Origin of the sequence: Dyella terrae (genome assembly GCF_004322705.1) — a bacterium.
Taxonomy (GTDB): Bacteria; Pseudomonadota; Gammaproteobacteria; order Xanthomonadales; family Rhodanobacteraceae; genus Dyella_D; species Dyella_D terrae.
Map to the genome: position 1 here is coordinate 601941 of NZ_SIZZ01000001.1, position 18559 is coordinate 620499.

The window sequence follows — 18559 nt, forward strand, 5'->3', positions numbered from 1 at the left end:
ATGCAAGAGATCCGCAATTACACGATGAACTTCGGCCCGCAGCATCCGGCTGCGCACGGCGTGCTGCGCCTGGTGCTGGAAATGGACGGCGAGACCATCGTCCGTGCCGATCCGCACGTGGGCCTGCTGCACCGTGGTACCGAGAAGCTGGCCGAAGCCAAGCCGTTCAACCAGTCGATCGGCTACATGGATCGCCTGGATTACGTATCCATGATGTGCAACGAGCACGCTTACGTGCGCGCGATCGAAACCCTGATGGGGATCGAGGCGCCGGAGCGTGCGCAGTACATCCGCACCATGTTCGACGAGATCACCCGCATCCTGAACCACCTCATGTGGATCGGTTCCAACGCGCTCGATCTCGGTGCCATGGCGGTGTTCCTGTACGCCTTCCGTGAGCGCGAAGAGCTCATGGACGTCTACGAGGCGGTGTCGGGCGCGCGCATGCACGCCACCTACTACCGTCCGGGCGGCGTGTACCGCGACCTGCCGGGCAAGATGTCCCAGTACCGTGAGTCGCCCTGGCACAAGGGCAACGACCTCAAGCGCCTCAATGCGTGGCGTGAGGGTTCCATGCTCGATTACCTCGAAGCCTTCACCGCCGACTTCCCGTCGAAGGTGGATGAGTACGAGGAGCTGCTCACCAATAACCGCATCTGGAAGCAGCGTACGGTCGGCATTGGCGTGATCTCGCCGGAGCTGGCGCAGCAGTGGGGCATGACCGGCGCGATGCTGCGCGGTTCGGGCCTGGCCTGGGATTTGCGCAAGAAGCAGCCATACGCCAAGTACGCCGAGATGGATTTCGACATCCCGGTGGGCGTCAACGGCGACTGCTACGACCGTTACCTGGTGCGCGTCGAAGAGATGCGCCAGTCCAACCGCATCATCCAGCAGTGCGTGAAGTGGCTGCGGGCCAACCCGGGTCCGGTGATGGTGGAAAACTTCAAGGTCGCGCCGCCCAAGCGCGAGGCCATGAAGGAGGACATGGAAGCCCTGATCCATCACTTCAAGCTGTTCACCGAAGGCTACGGTGTGCCGGCCGGCGAGACGTACTGCGCCGTCGAGGCACCCAAGGGCGAGTTCGGTTGCTATCTGGTTTCCGATGGCGCCAACAAGCCGTTCCGCGTGCACCTTCGCGCGCCGGGCTTCGCCCACCTGTCGTCGATCGATCCCATCGTGCGCGGCCACATGCTGGCTGACGTGGTGGCGATGATCGGCACCTATGACCTCGTGTTCGGCGAAGTCGATCGCTGAGCCGACGGGAGCATACGCAATGAAAGCCACCGGAAATTACGAGCAGGTCAAGAACGTCGACCCGCTCGCCGTCCTCAACGAGCACACCCGCCATCACATCGATGAGTGGGTTGCGCGTTTTCCGCCTGACCGCAAGCGCTCGGCCGTCATCCAGGGCCTGTTCGCCGCGCAGGAACAGAACCAGGGCTTCCTGACCGACGAGCTGATCACCGCCGTCGCCAAGTACCTGGACATCCCGGCCGTGTGGGCCTACGAGGTGGCGAGCTTCTATTCGATGCTCGAAACCAAGCCGGTCGGCCGCAACAACGTCGCCATCTGCACGAACATCTCGTGCTGGCTGAACGGTGCGGAAGATCTGGTCAAGCACTGCGAGAAGAAGCTGGGCATCAAGCTGGGCGAAAGCACCGCCGATGGCCGCGTCTATCTCAAGCGCGAAGAAGAATGCATCGCTGCCTGCGCCTGCGCGCCGGCGATGACGGTGAATGGTCATTACCACGAGCGTCTCACGACCGAAAAGGTCGACGAGATCCTCGACGGTCTCAAGTAAGGGCAGGGCGTCATGGCATACGGTCCGGCACCCCAGGAACATCAGGTCGTCTACACCACGCTGCATTTCGACAAGCCGTGGGCGATGGACAGCTACACCCAGGTCGGTGGCTACGAAGCGTGGAAGAAAATCCTCGCCGAGAAGCCCGATCCGAACACGCTTATCGAAGAGCTCAAGAAGAGCAACCTGCGCGGCCGTGGCGGCGCGGGCTTCCCGACGGGTCTGAAGTGGTCCTTCATGCCCAAGGGCAACATGCAGAAGTACATCCTCTGCAACTCCGATGAATCGGAGCCCGGTACCTGCAAGGACCGCGACATCCTGCGCTTCAATCCCCATGCGGTGATTGAAGGCATGGCCATCGCGTGCTACTGCACCGGCTCGACCGTCGCCTACAACTACCTGCGTGGCGAGTTCCACCATGAGCCCTTCGAACATTTCGAAGAAGCGCTCAAGGAAGCCTATGCCGCCGGCCTGCTGGGCAAGAACATTCAGGGCACCGGCCTTGATGTCGACATCTATGGCGCCCTGGGCGCCGGTGCCTACATCTGTGGCGAAGAAACCGCGCTCATGGAATCGCTGGAAGGCAAGAAGGGCCAGCCGCGCTTCAAGCCGCCGTTCCCGGCCAATTTCGGCCTGTACGGCAAGCCGTCGACCATCAACAACACCGAAACCTACGCCTCGGTGCCGGCCATCCTGCGCAAGGGTGCGGACTGGTTCCTGGCACAGAGCAAGACCAAGAACGGTGGCCCGAAGATCTTCTCGGTCTCCGGCTGCGTGCAGAAGGGCGGCAACTTCGAAGTGCCGCTCGGCACCACTTTCGACGAACTGCTGGAAATGGCCGGTGGCCTGCGTCCGGGTCGTACGCTGAAGGGCGCGATTCCCGGTGGCGTGTCCATGCCGGTGTTGCGCGCCGAACAGCTCAAGGGGCTGCCGTTTGATTACGACACCCTGCGCGATCTCAAGACAGGTCTGGGTTCGGGCGCCATCGTGGTGCTGGATGACACCGTCTGCACCGTGCGCTTCACCCGTCGCATCTCGCAGTTCTTCCACAAGGAATCCTGCGGCCAGTGCACGCCGTGCCGTGAAGGCACCGGCTGGATGCACCGCGTGCTGACGCGCATCGTGGACGGTCAGGGCACCATGGACGATCTCCATCGCCTGAAGGCCATTGCCGGCCAGATCGAAGGCCACACCATCTGCGCCTTCGGTGAAGCCGCGGCGTGGCCGGTGCAGGGCTTCCTGCGCCAGTTCTGGGATGAATTCGAGTACTACATCGTCAATGGTCGCTCCATTGTCGACGACAAGCTTGGAGCCGCCGCATGAGTGCGCAGCCCGCCAACCACACGGCCCCCGATCTGATCAACATCGAGATCGACGGCAAGCCGACGCAGATCCGCAAGGGTGCGATGATCATCGAGGCGGCTGACGCCATCGGCGTCGCCATCCCGCGTTTCTGCTATCACCGCAAGCTCCCGATCGCTGCCAACTGCCGCATGTGCCTGGTGGAAGTGGAAATGGGCGGCAAGCCCATGCCCAAGCCGCAGCCGGCCTGCGCCACTCCGGTGGCCGATGGCATGAAGGTGCAGACGCGTACCAACACCGCGCTGAAGTTCCAGCGCGACGTGATGGAATTCCTGCTGATCAACCACCCGCTCGACTGCCCGATCTGCGATCAGGGCGGCGAATGCGAACTGCAGGACGTGGCCCTGGGCTACGGCCGCAGCGTGTCGCGTTACACCGAGCGCAAGCGCACCATCGCCGACGAGAACCTCGGCCCGCTGGTTGCCACCGAGATGACGCGTTGCATCCAGTGCACGCGCTGCGTCCGTTTCACCAGCGAAATCGCCGGTACGTACGAACTCGGCGGCATGAGCCGTGGCGACAATCTGCAGATCGGTACCTACATCGGCAAGACCATCGAGACGGAACTGTCGGGCAACATCATCGACGTCTGCCCGGTGGGTGCCCTGACCAACAAGCCGTTCCAGTTCCAGGCGCGCGCCTGGGAGCTGGTGGCCAAGCCGTCCGTCGCCTACCACGATGCGCTGGGCTCGAACCTGTGGCTGCATACGCGCCGCGGCGAAGTGCTGCGTACCGTGCCGCGCGACAACGAGTCGATCAACGAGTGCTGGCTGTCGGATCGTGATCGCTACAGCCACCAGGGTTTGTACGCCGCTGATCGCGTGTCGGCCCCGCAGGTCAAGCGCAACGGCCAGTGGCAGACCACGACGTGGGAAGACGCGTTGACGGTTGCCGGCGAAGCGCTGACCCGCACGCCGGGTAATGAGCTCGGCGTGCTGGTGCATCCGGCCACGACCACGGAAGAGGGCGACCTGCTGGTTCGTCTTGCCCGTGGCCTTGGCAGCGCACACATCGATCATCGCCTGCGTCAGCTTGATTTCGCCGACGGCGCCGTCGCCCAGACCTTTGGTCTGCCGGTTGCGGACGTCGACAAGGTCAAGTCGGCATTGCTGGTCGGTTCCGACCTGCGCCACGAAATGCCGCTGCTCAACCATCGCGTGCACCAGGCGACCAAGAAGGGCGCCAAGGTCTACGCGGTCAATCCGGCACGTTTCGCGTTCAACTACGCGCTTGCCGGCCAAGAAGTCGTCGCACCGCAGGCGATGGTCGGCGCGCTGCTGGCCCTGGCCAAGGCCGCTGTCGATGCCGGTGCCTCGGCCCCGGGCGCGCTGGCTGACGCCATCGGTTCGGCTTCGGCTGACGCGGGTGACGCAGAGGCCATTGCCACGCTGAAGGACGGCAAGGCGGTCGTGATCTTCGGCGAAGCGGCGGCCACCCATCCGCAGGCTTCGTGGCTGCGCGCCATCGCCCGCTTCATCGCGCAGGCGACTGGTGCTGGCTTCAACGAGATTCCGGTGGGCGCGAATGCGCTGGGCCTGGCTCGCGTTGGCGTAGTCCCTGGCAATGGCGGCCTCGACGCGCAGGCCATGCTGGCCCAGCCGCGCAAGGGTTACCTGCTTTACGGCGTGGAAATTCCGCACGACGTCGCCGACGGTGCTGCCGCCATCAAGGCGCTGCACGCTGCCGAGCGCGTGGTGGCTTTCACCGCGTTCGCCAGCGCTGCGCTGCGCGAAGTGGCCGACGTGATCCTGCCGATCGCGCTGCTGCCGGAAATGGACGGCACCCTGGTGAACGTCGATGGCCTGGCGCAGAGCGTTGCGGCCGGTTCGAAGGCACCAGGCGACGCGCGCCCGGGTTGGAAGGTCCTGCGTGCCCTCGGCGGCGCGCTCAAGCTCGGCGGTTTCGAGTTCGATGACCTGTCCGGTCTGCGCGAAGGCATCGCCGATCGCAACGCACCGGTGCGTGACGGCCTGGCCGCCCGCGGCGACGTCGCTAGCCTGACCCGCGTCGCCACGTGGCCGATCTACCGTACCGATGCCGTGCTGCGTCGTGCCACGGCACTCAGCTCGCACCCGCTCAACCGTGCTCCGGCCGTGCGCCTGAACGCGGACGAGGCAGGGCGCCAGGGTCTGGCCGAAGGCGCCTCGGTGCGTGTTGCCAACGTCTCGCTGCCGCTGGTCATCGATGCATCCGTGCCCGATGGCGCGGTGTGGATCGAGGCCGCGCACGACCTCACTGCCACGCTGCCGCCTTACGGCGCAGCCATCACCCTGAGCAAGGCGTAAGCACATGGGCGAACAGATCCTCAACCAGCTCGTCTGGCCGATCATCTACATCCTGTGTATCGCCGTTCCGGTGATCCTCGCGGTGGCGATGTTCGTGTACTGGGAGCGCAAGGTCATCGGCTGGATGCACGTGCGCATGGGACCGAACAAGGTCGGTCCCCTGGGCTTGCTGCAGGCCTTCGCCGACGTGGTGAAGCTGCTCATCAAGGAAGTCATCCTTCCGACCAACGCGAACAAGTTCCTGTATTACCTGGCACCGATGCTGGCCCTGGTGCCGGCGTTCGCCGCGTGGGCCGTGATCCCGTTCAACGACAAGATGGTGCTGGCGAACGTCAACGCCGGCGTGCTGTACCTGCTGGCGATGACCTCGCTGGGCGTGTACGGCATCATCCTCGCCGGCTGGGCATCGAACTCGCGCTACGCGCTGCTGGGTGCGATGCGCTCGGCCGCGCAGGTCATTTCGTATGAGCTGGCCATGGGCCTGTGCCTGGTTTGCGTGCTGGTGCTCGCCGGTTCGCTGAACCTGTCCGAGATCGTGCATGCCCAGGCCGGTGCCAAGGGTATCTTCGACTGGTTCTGGCTGCCGCTGCTGCCGGTCTTCGTCATCTACTTCATCTCGGGCGTTGCCGAAACCAACCGCGCACCGTTCGACGTGGCCGAAGGCGAATCGGAAATCGTCGCTGGTTTCCACGTGGAGTATTCGGGCTCGGCCTTCGCGATCTTCTTCCTGGCCGAATACGCCAACATGATCCTGGTCAGCTTCCTGGCCGCGATCCTGTTCCTCGGTGGCTGGCTCTCGCCGTTCCCGGCGTCCTGGGGTTTCCTGGGGCAGGGCAGCTTCTGGTGGCTGTTCGTCAAGGCCTTCGCCTTCGCCTTCATGTTCCTGTGGTTCCGCGCCAGCTTCCCGCGTTACCGCTATGACCAGATCATGCGTCTGGGCTGGAAGGTCTTCATTCCCATCACCATCGTCTGGGTCCTCGTCGCCGGCTGCATGAAGTATTTCGGCTGGGTCAGCATCGGCACGGGAGGCTGAGCAAACCATGTCACGCGTTACGCACTATTTCAAAAGCCTGCTCCTGATCGAGCTGCTGAAGGGCATGGGTCTGACCATGCGCTACATGTTCAGCCCGAAGTACACGATGCGCTACCCGATGGAGCACATCCCCAAGTCCAACCGCTTCCGCGGTCTGCATGCGCTGCGCCGCTACGCCAACGGCGAAGAACGTTGCATCGCATGCAAGCTGTGCGAGGCCGTGTGCCCGGCACTGGCGATCACCATCGACTCCGCCCCGCGTGAGAGCGATGGCCAGCGCCGTACCACGCGCTACGACATCGATCTGTTCAAGTGCATCTTCTGCGGCTTCTGCGAAGAAAGCTGCCCGGTGGATTCCATCGTCGAGACGCACGTGCACGAATACCACTTTGAACAGCGTGGTGAAAACGTGGTGACCAAGTCGCAGCTGCTCGCCATCGGCGACCGTTTCGAGCAGGACATCGCTGCCGCCCGCACTCAAGACGCCGCGTATCGCTGAGGACACAACTGTGATTGATCCGTCTGTGTTCCAACTCGTTTGCTTCTACGCCTTCGCCGCGGTGACGGTGGTCGCTGCGCTGGGCGTGATTTCGCTGCGCAACACCGTGCATGCCGTGCTTTCGCTGGTGCTGACCTTCTTCAGTACTGCTTGCATCTGGATGCTGGCCGAAGCGGAGTTCCTCGCCATTGCGCTGATCGTCGTGTACGTCGGTGCGGTGATGGTGCTGTTCCTGTTCGTCGTGATGATGCTCGACATCAAGCAGGAGCAGGTCCGCGAAGGGTTCATCAAGTACCTGCCGGTCGGCATCATCGTCGCCCTGGTCATGCTGGGCGAAATGCTTGCCATGATCGGCGTGCGTGCCATGCATTCCCAAGTCATGGGCGCCGATCCGGCCCTCGTGTCGGCCGGTTCCAACACCGAGTGGCTGGGTCATGCGCTTTACACCCAGTTCCTGCTGCCGTTCGAAATCGCCGCACTGATCCTCACGGTCGGTGTCGTCGCCGCCGTCGCCCTGACCCTGCGTCAGCGCAAGGGTGCGCGTCATCAGGCCGCCAGCCAGCAGGTCCGCGTCCAGGCCAGCGATCGCGTCCGCCTCGTCAAGATGGCGAGCGAGCAACCGGCTGACGTCGCCGGCCAGGCCCCGAATCAGGAGACCACGCCATGATCACGCTTTCGCACTTCATCGTGCTTGGCGCGGTGCTGTTCTGCATCGCAGTGGCCAGCTTGTTCATCAACCGCAAGAACGTCATCGTCCTCCTGATGTCGATCGAGCTGATGCTGCTGGCCGTGAACATCAACTTCGTGGCCTTCTCGCGCTTCCTCGGCGACGTGGCCGGCCAGGTGTTCGTGTTCTTCATTCTCACTGTGGCCGCGGCGGAAACCGCTATCGGCCTGGCGATCCTCGTGTTGCTGTTCCGTAATCGCAGCACGATCAACATCGCCCAAATCGACAGCATGAAGGGTTGAGCCGATGGGTATGTCCACTTCCATTCTGCTGACCATCGCGCTGGCGCCACTCGTCGGCTGCTTGCTGGCCGGCTTCCTCGGTCGCTTCATCGGCCGGGCAGGGGCACACACCGCTACCATCCTTGGTGTTGGCGTCGCCTGCGCCCTGTCGATCTACGTGCTTTACCAGCTCTGCACAGGCGCGGTGCCGGTCTATAACCAGAACATCTACACCTGGTTCGAAATCGGCAAGTTCAGCGCCAGCGTCGGCTTCCTGGTCGACAAGCTCACCGCCATGATGATGGTGGTGGTCACCTTCGTGTCGCTGCTGGTGCACATCTACACCATCGGCTACATGGCCGAAGACGACGGCTACCAGCGCTTCTTCAGCTACATCTCGCTCTTCACCTTCTCGATGTTGATGCTCGTCATGAGCAACAACTTCATGCAGCTGTTCTTCGGCTGGGAGGCGGTGGGCCTGGTGTCGTACCTGCTGATCGGCTTCTGGTACAAGCGTCCGACGGCGATCTTCGCCAACCTCAAGGCATTCCTGGTCAACCGCGTCGGCGACTTTGGCTTCCTGCTGGGTATTGCGGCGATCCTGTACTTCCTGGGCACGCTGGACTACGCCACGGCGTTCTCCAATTCCGACAGCCTGATCGGCCGCACGCTGCAGATCACCGCGAACACCCATTGGGATGCCGCGACCGTGATCAGCATCCTGCTGTTCATCGGCGCCATGGGTAAGTCGGCGCAGGTGCCGCTGCATGTGTGGCTGCCGGACTCGATGGAAGGCCCGACGCCGATCTCCGCACTGATCCACGCCGCGACGATGGTGACCGCGGGCATCTTCATGGTCGCGCGCATGTCGCCGATCTTCGAACTGTCCGAGTCCGCGCTGAGCTTCGTGATGATCATCGGTGCCACCGGCGCCCTGTTCACCGGCCTGATCGGCATCGTGCAGAACGACATCAAGCGCGTGGTCGCCTATTCGACGCTGTCGCAGCTCGGCTACATGACGGTCGCCCTGGGCGTGTCCGCCTATGCCGGTGCCGTGTTCCACCTGATGACCCATGCGTTCTTCAAGGCCCTGCTGTTCCTGGGTGCCGGCTCGGTCATCATCGCCATGCACCATGAGCAGGACATGCGCTACATGGGTGGCCTGCGCAAGTACATGCCGGTGACCTGGATCACCATGTGGATCGGTTCGCTGGCCCTGTGCGGCGTGCCGTTCTTCGCCGGCTTCTACTCGAAGGACGCCATCATCGAGGCCGTGGGCGAGTCCCATCGCTGGGGTGCGAACTACGCTTACTTCTGCGTGCTGGCCGGTGCCTTTGTCACCGCGCTGTACACCTTCCGCCAGATGTACCTGACGTTCCACGGCAAGGAGCGCTTCACGGTGGTGTCGGATCACGGCCACGGCCATGGTCATCACGATGACCATCATGACGATCACCACGACGATCATGGTCACCATGAGTCCGGCGTGCTGCATCACGCGCCGAAGGAATCGCCGTGGGTGGTGACGCTGCCGCTGGTGCTGCTGGCGATTCCGTCGGTCATCATCGGTTTCCTGGCGATCGAGCCGATGCTGTTTGGCGGCTGGTTCGGCAGTGCGATTACCGTGCATGAGTCGAACAATGTGCTCGGTGAGCTGGCCCATGAGTTCCACGGTGCCGTTGCCATGGCGCTGCACGGCTTTACGCAGTGGCCGTTCTTCCTGGTCCTGGCGGCCTTCGCCATCCAGACCTACATCTATCTGTTCAACCCGGCGCTGGCCGATCGCATCAAGTCGGCCCTCAAGCCGCTCTGGACGATCCTCGACCGCAAGTACTGGGTGGACGACGTTTATTTCGCAGTGTTTGCCAAGGGTGGTGTGAAGCTTGGCCGCGCGTTCTGGAAGGGCGGTGATGCCGCGGTGATCGACGGTGCCATGGTCAATGGCTCGGCGTCGCTGGTTAAGCGCATTGCGAGCATGTTCCGCGCGCTGCAGTCCGGCTACCTCTATCACTATGCCTTCGCGATGATTCTCGGCCTGATCCTGCTACTTGGCGGGTACTGGCTGGTCGGGCAATAAGGGAACCCAGATCCATGTTCAATCACTTGCTCAGCCTGCTGATCTGGCTACCTGTCGTTGGCGCCATCCCGGTGCTGATGGCCGGGTCCGGTCGTCCGAACACCGCGCGCTGGCTTGCGCTGGCGGTGGCCGTGCTCACCTTCGTCCTCAGCCTGTTCCTGCTTACGCAGTACAACCCGGTTGACCCGGCGAAGCAGCTGACCGAAAGCTACCTGTGGATCTCGTCGCTCGGCGTCCACTACGGTCTTGCTGTCGACGGCATCTCGGTCGCACTGATCCTGCTGACGACCTTCGTCGGCATCCTGGTCATCGTGGGTGCCTGGGAAGTCATCCAGGACAAGCCGCACCAGTACATGGCCGCCATGCTGGTGCTCGAAGGCCTGATGATCGGCGTGTTCTGCGCTACGGACGCGTTGCTGTTCTACGTGTTCTTCGAAGCCATGCTCATCCCGATGTTCATCCTCATCGGTATGTGGGGCGGTCCGCGTCGTGTCTACGCCACCCTCAAGTTCTTCATCTATACGTTCTTCGGCTCCATCTTCATGCTGGTGGGCCTGATCTACCTGTACCTGAAGGCCGGTTCGTTCGACCTGAACACGCTGGCGGCGCTGCCGCTGACGCTGCAGGAGCAGACCTGGTTGTTCTTCGCCTTCCTCATCGCGTTTGCGGTGAAGGTTCCGATGGTGCCGGTCCACACCTGGTTGCCGGATGCCCACGTGGAAGCGCCTACGGGTGGTTCGGTGGTGCTGGCGGCCGTGATGCTGAAGATCGGTGGCTACGGTTTCCTCCGTTTCTCGCTGCCCATCGTGCCGGACGCGTCCGAAGCCTATGCCTGGCTGGTGATTGGCCTGAGCCTGGTGGCTGTGGTCTACATCGGCTACGTGGCGCTGGTACAGGAAGACATGAAGAAGCTGGTCGCGTACTCCTCGGTCGCGCATATGGGCTTCGTCACCCTGGGTATCTTCATCGCCTTCATGCTCGTGCGTGATGCCAACAACGCCGATGCAGCCAAGCTGGGCATGCAGGGCGCCATGGTGCAGATGATTTCGCATGGCTTCGTGTCGGGCGCGATGTTCTCGTGCATCGGCGTGCTGTACGACCGCCTGCATTCGCGCCAGATCAAGGACTACGGCGGCGTGATCAACGTCATGCCCTGGTTCGGTTTCTTCTACGTGCTGTTCGCCATGGCCAACAGCGGCCTGCCGGGCACCAGCGGTTTCGTGGGTGAGTTCTTCGTGATCCTGGCCAGCTTCAGTGCCAATCCGTGGATTGCGCTGTTCGCCGCCTTCACGCTGATCATCGGCGCCGCCTACACGCTGTGGATGGTCAAGCGCGTGCTGTGGGGTGACATCACCAACCCGCACGTGGCCGAAATGAAGGACATCAACGGCCGCGAGTGGTTCGTGCTCGGTGCCTTCGCTGCCGCCGTGCTGATCCTGGGCGTGTGGCCGCAACCGCTGATCCATCTGATGGACAGCTCGGTGACGCAGCTCGTGCAGCAGCTTGGCAACCACAAGATCTGAGAATGACCATGCCGAATATCAATGACATTCTGATCATGCTGCCGGAGCTGTATCTGGTAGTGGCGGCATGCTTCCTGTTGCTGCTCGACGCCTTCATGAAGCCCGAACAGCGCGGCATGCTGCACTGGCTCTCGATCGCCGTGCTGCTGATCGCCATCTACCTGGTCGTGGCAGGGCAGCCCAGCCAGCCGGTCACCGCCTTCGGTGGCATGTTTGTCCGTGACGGCGTGGCCGAGATCCTCAAGGTCTTCGCGCTGCTCAGCACCGCCCTGGTGTTTGTCTACGGTCGTCCGTACCTGACCGATCGCGGCTTGTTCGTCGGCGAGTTCTACACGCTGATGATCTTCGCCGTCATCGGCATCATGTTGTTGGTTTCGGCCGGTAGCCTGGTCACCGTGTACCTTGGCCTCGAACTGCTGACCTTGTCCTCGTACGCCCTGGTGGCGCTGAACCGCGATTCGAAGCTCTCGTCCGAAGCCGCCATCAAGTACTTCGTGCTGGGTGCACTGGCTTCGGGCATGCTGCTGTACGGCATGTCGATGGTCTATGGCGCCACCAGCACGCTGGACCTGGCCATGCTGCACGGTGCTGCCGCGCGCACCAGCATGCCGAACCTGCTGATTTTCGGCCTGATCTTCATGATCGTCGGCATCGGCTTCAAGATCGGTGCGGCTCCGTTCCACATGTGGATCCCGGACGTGTACCAGGGCTCGCCGACGGCCGTGACCATCTTCATCGGTTCGGCCCCGAAGCTGGCTGCTTTCGGCATGGCGTATCGCCTGCTGGAAACTGGCCTGGGCGACCTGTCGGCGCACTGGCAGCAAATGCTGGCCGTGCTGGCGGTGCTGTCGCTGGCCATCGGTAACCTGGTCGCCATCGTCCAGACGAACCTCAAGCGCCTGCTGGCGTACTCGACCATCTCCCACATGGGTTACCTGCTGCTGGGTCTGGTCAACGCCGGTCCGGAAGGCTACGCCTCGGCCCTGTTCTACGCGATCAGCTACGCGCTCATGGGTACCGCCGCGTTCGGCGTGATCCTGGCTCTGGCTCGTGCCGGTTTCGAGTGCGAAGAGATCGACGATCTCAAGGGCCTGAACCAGCGTTCGCCGTGGATGGCCTTCCTCATGCTGCTGGTGATGTTCTCGCTGGCTGGCGTCCCGCCGCTGTTCGGCTTCTTCGCCAAGTTCCTGGTGCTGCAGTCGGCCATTCACGCGGGCATGCTGTGGCTGGCCATTGTGGGTGCCGTGTTCGCCATCATCGGCATCTACTACTACCTGCGCGTGGTCAAGGTCATGTATTTCGACAAGCCGGGCGAGGGCGTCGAGCCCAGGCTGACCTCCGATCCGTCGGTGCGCCTGGTGCTGTCGCTCAATGCATTGTCCCTGCTGGTGCTGGGCTTCGCATGGGGCCCGCTGCTGGGCTGGTGCAAGAGCGTATTCCCCGGCGGCTGATCGATTTACGCAGGCATGGATGACGAGCCCATGCCTGCGATTCCTGTGATTTCGCAGGGATTTTTGGCTTTTTTCTCAAGTACTGTGAAATTAATTGCTACAAGGTGCTTGCAAGAAATCGGCCACCTCGTTAAACTTTTCAAACTCTGATGCGGGGTGGAGCAGTCTGGCAGCTCGTCGGGCTCATAACCCGAAGGTCGTAGGTTCGAATCCTACCCCCGCTACCAGATCTTTCTTAGAACAAGAAAGCCTCCTCGTGAGGCTTTTTTGTTGGGCGCAAGGATGCGTCGCACATTCGTCACGCTTTGGCTGCTACAGCTTCAAAGTTGCCGAACGTGCCCGGAAAGAGCCTGGAAGGGTCGGGACATCGGCGAGGCAGCTCTCGTTAAGAGAGCAGGGAATGGGCCGCTTGAGCCCATTTTTTGTTTCTGCAGACGGTACACAGGCTCTTATGGATACGCAGGCACTCGCACAACGCTTCACCGACGTACTGGCCGATCTGGGCCTGTCATGCCTCGGCGTGGAGTTCTCCCCATCGCAGGGCCAGAGTACCCTGCGCATCTACCTGGACGTGGAAGGCCGCGAAGTCACCCTCGACGATTGCGAGGCCGCGAGCCGCGAACTGTCCGCCATGCTGGACGTGGAAGACCCGATTCCGGGGCATTACCTGCTTGAAGTGTCGTCGCCCGGCATGGATCGTCCACTTTTCACGGCTGAGCAGTTCGGCAGGGTCACGGGCCAGGAAGTGAAAGTGCTATTGAAGGCGCCGATCGAAGGTCGCCGTCGTCTCAAGGGCAAGGTGCTGGCAGTGGAAGGCGAGCGTATTTCGCTGGAAGCCGAAGGCAAGACATTCGATTTCGATCACGACGCCGTGGAAACCGCGCGCATCGTGCCGGACTGGGCAGCGCTGGGTTATCAGCCGCAGCCCAAGCCGGGCAAGAAGCCGGCCGGCAAGAAAGCCGCCAAGTAATTCATCAGACCGATTCGGACGCCGGATGGTGTCTACGGAGTTTCTGCAATGAGCAAAGAACTGTTGCTGGTCGTCGACGCAGTTGCCAACGAAAAGGGCGTGTCGCGCGAAGTGATCTTCCAGGCGATGGAAGCCGCCCTGGCTTCGGCTGCCAAGAAGCGCTACCCGGACGAAGATCCGGATATCCGCGTGACCATCGATCGCCAGAGCGGCGAGTACGAGACCTATCGTCGTTGGGAAGTCATCGCTGACGACGGCGAGATGGAGTCGCCGTTCCACCAGCTGCGTCTCATGGATGCCATCGACGAGCGTGAAGGCTCGGTCGTGGGCGACTACATCGAGGCCCAGATCGAAAACGCCGAATTCGGCCGTATTGCAGCGCAGGCCGCCAAGCAGGTGATCGTGCAGCGCGTGCGCGAAGCCGAGCGCCAGCAGGTCGTGGATGCCTTCCAGGATCGCGTGGGTGAGCTGATCACCGGCATCGTGAAGCGCGTCGAGCGTGGCAACGTCTATCTGGACCTGGGCGGCAACGCCGAGGCGTTCATTCCGCGCGACAAGACGATTCCGCGTGAGTCGGCCCGCGTGGGCGACCGCGTTCGCGGCTATCTCTACGAAGTGCGCTCGGAAGTGCGTGGCCCGCAGCTGTTCGTGTCGCGCGCGGCACCGGAATTCATGATCGAGCTGTTCAAGCTCGAAGTGCCGGAAGTCGGCCAGGGCCTGGTCGAGATCAAGGGCTGTGCCCGCGACCCGGGCGACCGCGCCAAGATTGCCGTGGTGGCCCATGACAGCCGCACCGATCCCATCGGCGCCTGTATCGGCATGCGTGGTTCGCGCGTCCAGGCCGTGTCCAACGAGCTCAATGGCGAGCGCGTGGACATCATCCTGTGGCACGAAAACCAGGCCCAGTACGTCATCAACGCCATGGCGCCCGCCGAAGTGCAGTCCATCATCATGGACGAAGAAAAGCACTCGATGGACATCGCGGTCGCAGAAGACAAGCTCTCGCAGGCCATTGGCCGCGGCGGCCAGAACGTGCGTCTGGCCAGCAAGCTCACCGGCTGGCAGCTCAACGTGATGACGCAGGACCAGGTCACCGCCAAGAGCGAAGCCGAGCAGGAAGCGGCCCGCCAGCTGTTCATGGACAAGCTGGAAGTGGACCAGGAAATCGCCAACATCCTGGTGCAGGAAGGCTTCTCCAGCGTCGAAGAAATCGCCTACGTGCCGAGCGCCGAACTGCTCGCCGTCGAAGGCTTCGACGAAGACATCGTCGAGGAACTGCGCGCCCGCGCCCGCGATGCGCTGCTTACCGAGGCGCTGGCCGTGGAAGAGGGCATTGACGAGCATCAGCCGTCGGACGAGCTGCTCGGTCTTGACGGCATGGATGAGTCCACCGCTTACGCGCTGGCTTCCCGTGGCGTCACCACGGCGGACGACCTGGCGGATTTGGCGGTCGACGATCTGATCGATATTGAAGGCATGGACGAAGAACGCGCTGCGGCGCTGATCATGGCTGCACGCGCGCCGATGATTGCGCGTCTGGAGAAGGGCGGCTAACCGCGGGCGGCGGCGCCCTGGATGGGCGCGCCGAGGGAAACCTTCACCGGTTTCCCACCAGGGACGGGGGTAGTCGTACGGGGTGGCCCCGTACGCACGATAAGCGCGGGAACGGCGGAGAAAGAACACGATGTCGGACGTAACCATTTCACAACTCGCCAAGGTCCTTGGCATGCCGGTGGACAAGCTGCTCGGTCAGCTTGCCAATGCAGGTATGAGTTTCTCGGACCCGGAGCAGGTCATCAGCAGCACCGAAAAGGTGAAGCTGCTCGGCTTCCTGCGTCGTACGCATGGCAAGGCCGAAGAAGCGACGGATGCTGATGACAGCTCGCCGCGCCAGATCACCCTCAAGCGCCGCAAGGTCAGCGAACTGAAGGTCGCCACGCCGGGCGGCCGCGGTGCTGCGGGCGCCAAGACCGTCAATGTCGAGGTCCGCGCCAAGCGCACCTACGTCAAGCGCAGCGTCATCGCCGAAGAGGCCGGTGCCGATCACGAGCGCGAAGACGCCGTGCGCAAGCTGCAGGAGTCGCAGCAGCAGCGCGACAATGAAGAAACCCAGCGCGTCGAAGCCGAAGAGCGTCGCCAGGAAGAAGCACGCCTGCACGCCGAGGCCGAGCAGCGCAAGCAGGACGAGGCTGACGAGCGTCAGCGCCAGGCTGAAGAACAAGCTGCGCAGGCAGCGGCCGAAGCGGCGCAGCGCGCAGCGGCCGAAGAAGCCGCCACGCGCGTGGTCGAGCAGGTCGCCGCTACCCCGGCGCCGGCAACCGAAGTTGAAGCACCGAAGGAGAAGGCCGCACCCGTGCAGCCGACCGTACAGAAGATTGATCCGAATGCGCTGGGCATGATTCTGCCGCGCATTCATGAGCCGCGTCGTCGTGAAAAGCCCGTCGCTGCGCCCGCCCCGGCGCCCGCGCCCGCTCCGGCACCCGCCCCGGCGGCTGCTGCCGCCGCCGCTGGCGATCGCAACAAGCCGAAGTTTGGCCGTGATCGCGAGGAAGTCGCTGGCGGTAAGCGTTTCGCTGCCGGCGAACTGCATCTGTCCGATGCCGACCGTGCCCGTCGCAACAAGCGCGGTGGCAAGAGTGGCCGTGGCAACGTGCGCGACACTGGTCGCAGTTCGAGCAGTGCGGCGTCCTCCGGCCCGCATGGCTTCTCCCGTCCTACCGCACCGGTGGTGCGTGAAGTGGTGGTGGGTGATGCCAACGTCGTCGCCGATCTCGCGCAGAAGATGGCGGTCAAGGGTTCGGAAGTGGTCAAGGCCCTCTTCAAGATGGGCGTGATGGCCACCATCAACCAGACGATCGACCATGACACTGCGGTGCTGGTGATTGAAGAACTCGGCCATACCGCCGTTGCCGCAAGCAACGACAACGCCGAAGCCGCGCTGGCTGCCCACACGCAGAACGCCGAGCTCGAGGGCGAGAAGAAGTCGCGTCCGCCGGTCGTGACCATCATGGGTCACGTCGACCACGGCAAGACCTCGCTGCTCGACTACATCCGTCGCACCAAGGTGGCGTCGGGTGAAGCCGGTGGCATCACGCAGCACATCGGTGCCTACCACGTGGACACGCCCAAGGGCGTGATTACGTTCCTGGATACCCCCGGCCATGCCGCGTTTACCTCGATGCGTGCCCGCGGTGCGCAGTCGACGGATATCGTGGTGCTGGTGGTGGCCGCTGACGACGGCGTCATGCCGCAGACGGCCGAAGCCGTGCAGCATGCCCGTGCCGCGAAGGTGCCGCTCATCGTCGCGCTCAACAAGATGGACAAGTCGGACGCCAATCCCGACCACGTCAAGCAGGGCCTCGGCAACCTGGAAGTGATTCCGGAAGAGTGGGGTGGTGACACGCCGTTCGTCCCGGTGTCGGCCAAGACCGGCATGGGTATCGACGATCTGCTCGATGCCATCTCGGTGCAGGCTGAAGTGATGGAGCTGAAGGCCGTCGAAGACGGTCCGGCCTCCGGTGTGGTCATCGAATCGAGCCTCGACCGCGGTCGTGGTCCGGTGGCGACCGTGCTGGTCCAGCAGGGCACGCTCAAGCGCGGCGACTTCGTCGTGTGCGGCATCGAATACGGTCGCATGCGTGCGCTGGTCGACGAGAGTGGCAAGACCGTGCAGTCCGCTGGTCCGTCGATCCCGGTGCAGGTGCTCGGCTTGTCCGGCGTGCCGGAATCGGGTGACGACTTCGTCGTCGTGGCCGACGAGCGCCTGGCGCGCGAAGTGGCTGCCGAGCGTCAGCTGAAGCGTCGTGAAACCCGCATGGTCAGCAAGGCGAACCGCCTTGAAGACATCATGGCCCTGATGAGCCAGGGTGCTGAGCAGCAGACGCTCAACATCCTGGTCAAGGCCGACGTGCAGGGTTCGGTGCAGGCACTGCGCGAGTCGCTGAGCCAGATCGGCAACGAGAACGTCAAGGTGAACGTCATCGCTTCGGGCGTGGGCGGCATCACCGAATCGGACGCCACGCTGGCTGCCGCCTCCAAGGCGCTGGTCATCGGCTTCAACGTCCGTGCCGACGCCTCGGCCCGCAAGGTCATCGACACGGCCGGTCTCGACGTTCGTTACTTCTCGATCATCTATGACGTGATCGACCAGGTGAAGCAGGCCGCTTCGGGTCTTCTGGGCAAGGAAGTGCGCGAAGAGATCATTGGCGTGGCGCAGGTCCGCGAGGTCTTCCGCAGCTCCAAGTTCGGCGCCGTGGCCGGTTGCATGGTCGTCGAAGGTACGGTCAAGCGCAGCAAGCCGATCCGCGTGCTGCGTGACAACACGGTGATCTTCCAGGGCGAACTGGAGTCGCTGCGCCGCTTCAAGGACCTCGTCGACGAAGTCCGCAACGGCATGGAATGCGGTATCGCCGTGAAGCAGTACAACGACGTCAAGGTCGGCGACCAGATCGAGTGCTTCGAGCGTATCGAAGTGGCCCGTACGCTGTAATGACACGAGGCGAGGGATGAGTGGCGTTGCCGCGAACATCCTTCGTCTGGACTTGCAGGGGCCCGGACAGCAACCTTGTCCGGGCCTTTTTGCTTGAAATACATCGCCGCCGGCATCGGGC

General features: G+C 63.1%; 14 protein-coding genes and 1 tRNA gene. All 15 read left to right on the plus strand.

Going from position 1 to position 18559, the window contains the following annotated elements; genetic code table 11:
• The 15 genes from EYV96_RS02935 (at window position 1) to infB (ending at window position 18438) form a co-directional block, all read left to right on the plus strand.
• On the plus strand, window positions 1-1254 hold the full coding sequence (locus EYV96_RS02935; RefSeq protein WP_131150008.1) for an NADH-quinone oxidoreductase subunit D: 1254 nt from the start codon (window positions 1-3) through the stop codon (window positions 1252-1254).
• A gap of 19 nt (window positions 1255-1273) precedes the next feature.
• Window positions 1274-1801, plus strand: coding sequence for an NADH-quinone oxidoreductase subunit NuoE (gene nuoE / locus EYV96_RS02940; protein WP_131150009.1), 528 nt, complete (start codon window positions 1274-1276; stop codon window positions 1799-1801).
• A 12-nt stretch (window positions 1802-1813) separates the two neighbouring features.
• Entirely contained in the window at window positions 1814-3124 is a 1311-nt protein-coding gene (nuoF, locus tag EYV96_RS02945) for an NADH-quinone oxidoreductase subunit NuoF (RefSeq protein ID WP_131150010.1), read from the plus strand.
• Window positions 3121-5448, plus strand: a complete 2328-nt coding sequence (gene nuoG, locus EYV96_RS02950) for an NADH-quinone oxidoreductase subunit NuoG (protein WP_131150011.1) — start codon at window positions 3121-3123, stop codon at window positions 5446-5448. The genes nuoF and nuoG overlap by 4 nt, the downstream gene beginning before the upstream one ends.
• A gap of 4 nt (window positions 5449-5452) precedes the next feature.
• A complete protein-coding gene (nuoH, locus tag EYV96_RS02955) occupies window positions 5453-6481 on the plus strand; it encodes an NADH-quinone oxidoreductase subunit NuoH (RefSeq protein ID WP_131150012.1) in 1029 nt (342 codons plus the stop codon).
• A 7-nt stretch (window positions 6482-6488) separates the two neighbouring features.
• A complete protein-coding gene (gene nuoI / locus EYV96_RS02960) occupies window positions 6489-6980 on the plus strand; it encodes an NADH-quinone oxidoreductase subunit NuoI (RefSeq protein ID WP_131150013.1) in 492 nt (163 codons plus the stop codon).
• A 13-nt stretch (window positions 6981-6993) separates the two neighbouring features.
• Window positions 6994-7647 carry an NADH-quinone oxidoreductase subunit J gene (locus EYV96_RS02965; RefSeq protein WP_165488658.1) on the plus strand — a complete coding sequence of 218 codons (654 nt, stop codon included), beginning with the start codon at window positions 6994-6996 and terminating at the stop codon, window positions 7645-7647.
• Window positions 7644-7949, plus strand: a complete 306-nt coding sequence (gene nuoK / locus EYV96_RS02970; RefSeq protein WP_131150015.1) for an NADH-quinone oxidoreductase subunit NuoK — start codon at window positions 7644-7646, stop codon at window positions 7947-7949. Before EYV96_RS02965 ends, nuoK begins: the two co-directional genes overlap by 4 nt.
• Before the next feature lie 4 nt (window positions 7950-7953).
• Window positions 7954-10005, plus strand: a complete 2052-nt coding sequence (gene nuoL / locus EYV96_RS02975) for an NADH-quinone oxidoreductase subunit L (protein WP_131150016.1) — start codon at window positions 7954-7956, stop codon at window positions 10003-10005.
• Window positions 10006-10019: 14 nt separating this feature from the next.
• Window positions 10020-11528, plus strand: coding sequence for an NADH-quinone oxidoreductase subunit M (locus EYV96_RS02980; protein WP_131150017.1), 1509 nt, complete (start codon window positions 10020-10022; stop codon window positions 11526-11528).
• An 8-nt stretch (window positions 11529-11536) separates the two neighbouring features.
• Window positions 11537-12979, plus strand: a complete 1443-nt coding sequence (gene nuoN / locus EYV96_RS02985) for an NADH-quinone oxidoreductase subunit NuoN (protein ID WP_131151470.1) — start codon at window positions 11537-11539, stop codon at window positions 12977-12979.
• Between the two features lie 150 nt (window positions 12980-13129).
• Window positions 13130-13206: transfer RNA gene (locus tag EYV96_RS02990), tRNA-Met, on the plus strand.
• 224 nt (window positions 13207-13430) lie between these two features.
• The gene (locus tag EYV96_RS02995) at window positions 13431-13949 is read left to right on the plus strand and encodes a ribosome maturation factor RimP (RefSeq protein ID WP_165488566.1); all 519 of its coding nucleotides are present in this window, start codon (window positions 13431-13433) and stop codon (window positions 13947-13949) included.
• Between the two features lie 48 nt (window positions 13950-13997).
• Window positions 13998-15503 (plus strand): transcription termination factor NusA, encoded by a 1506-nt coding sequence (gene nusA, locus EYV96_RS03000; RefSeq protein WP_131150019.1) that lies wholly within the window; start codon window positions 13998-14000, stop codon window positions 15501-15503.
• A 130-nt stretch (window positions 15504-15633) separates the two neighbouring features.
• Window positions 15634-18438: a translation initiation factor IF-2 gene (gene infB, locus EYV96_RS03005; RefSeq protein ID WP_131150020.1), complete on the plus strand. Its 2805-nt coding sequence runs from the start codon at window positions 15634-15636 to the stop codon at window positions 18436-18438.
• Window positions 18439-18559: the final 121 nt, after the last annotated feature.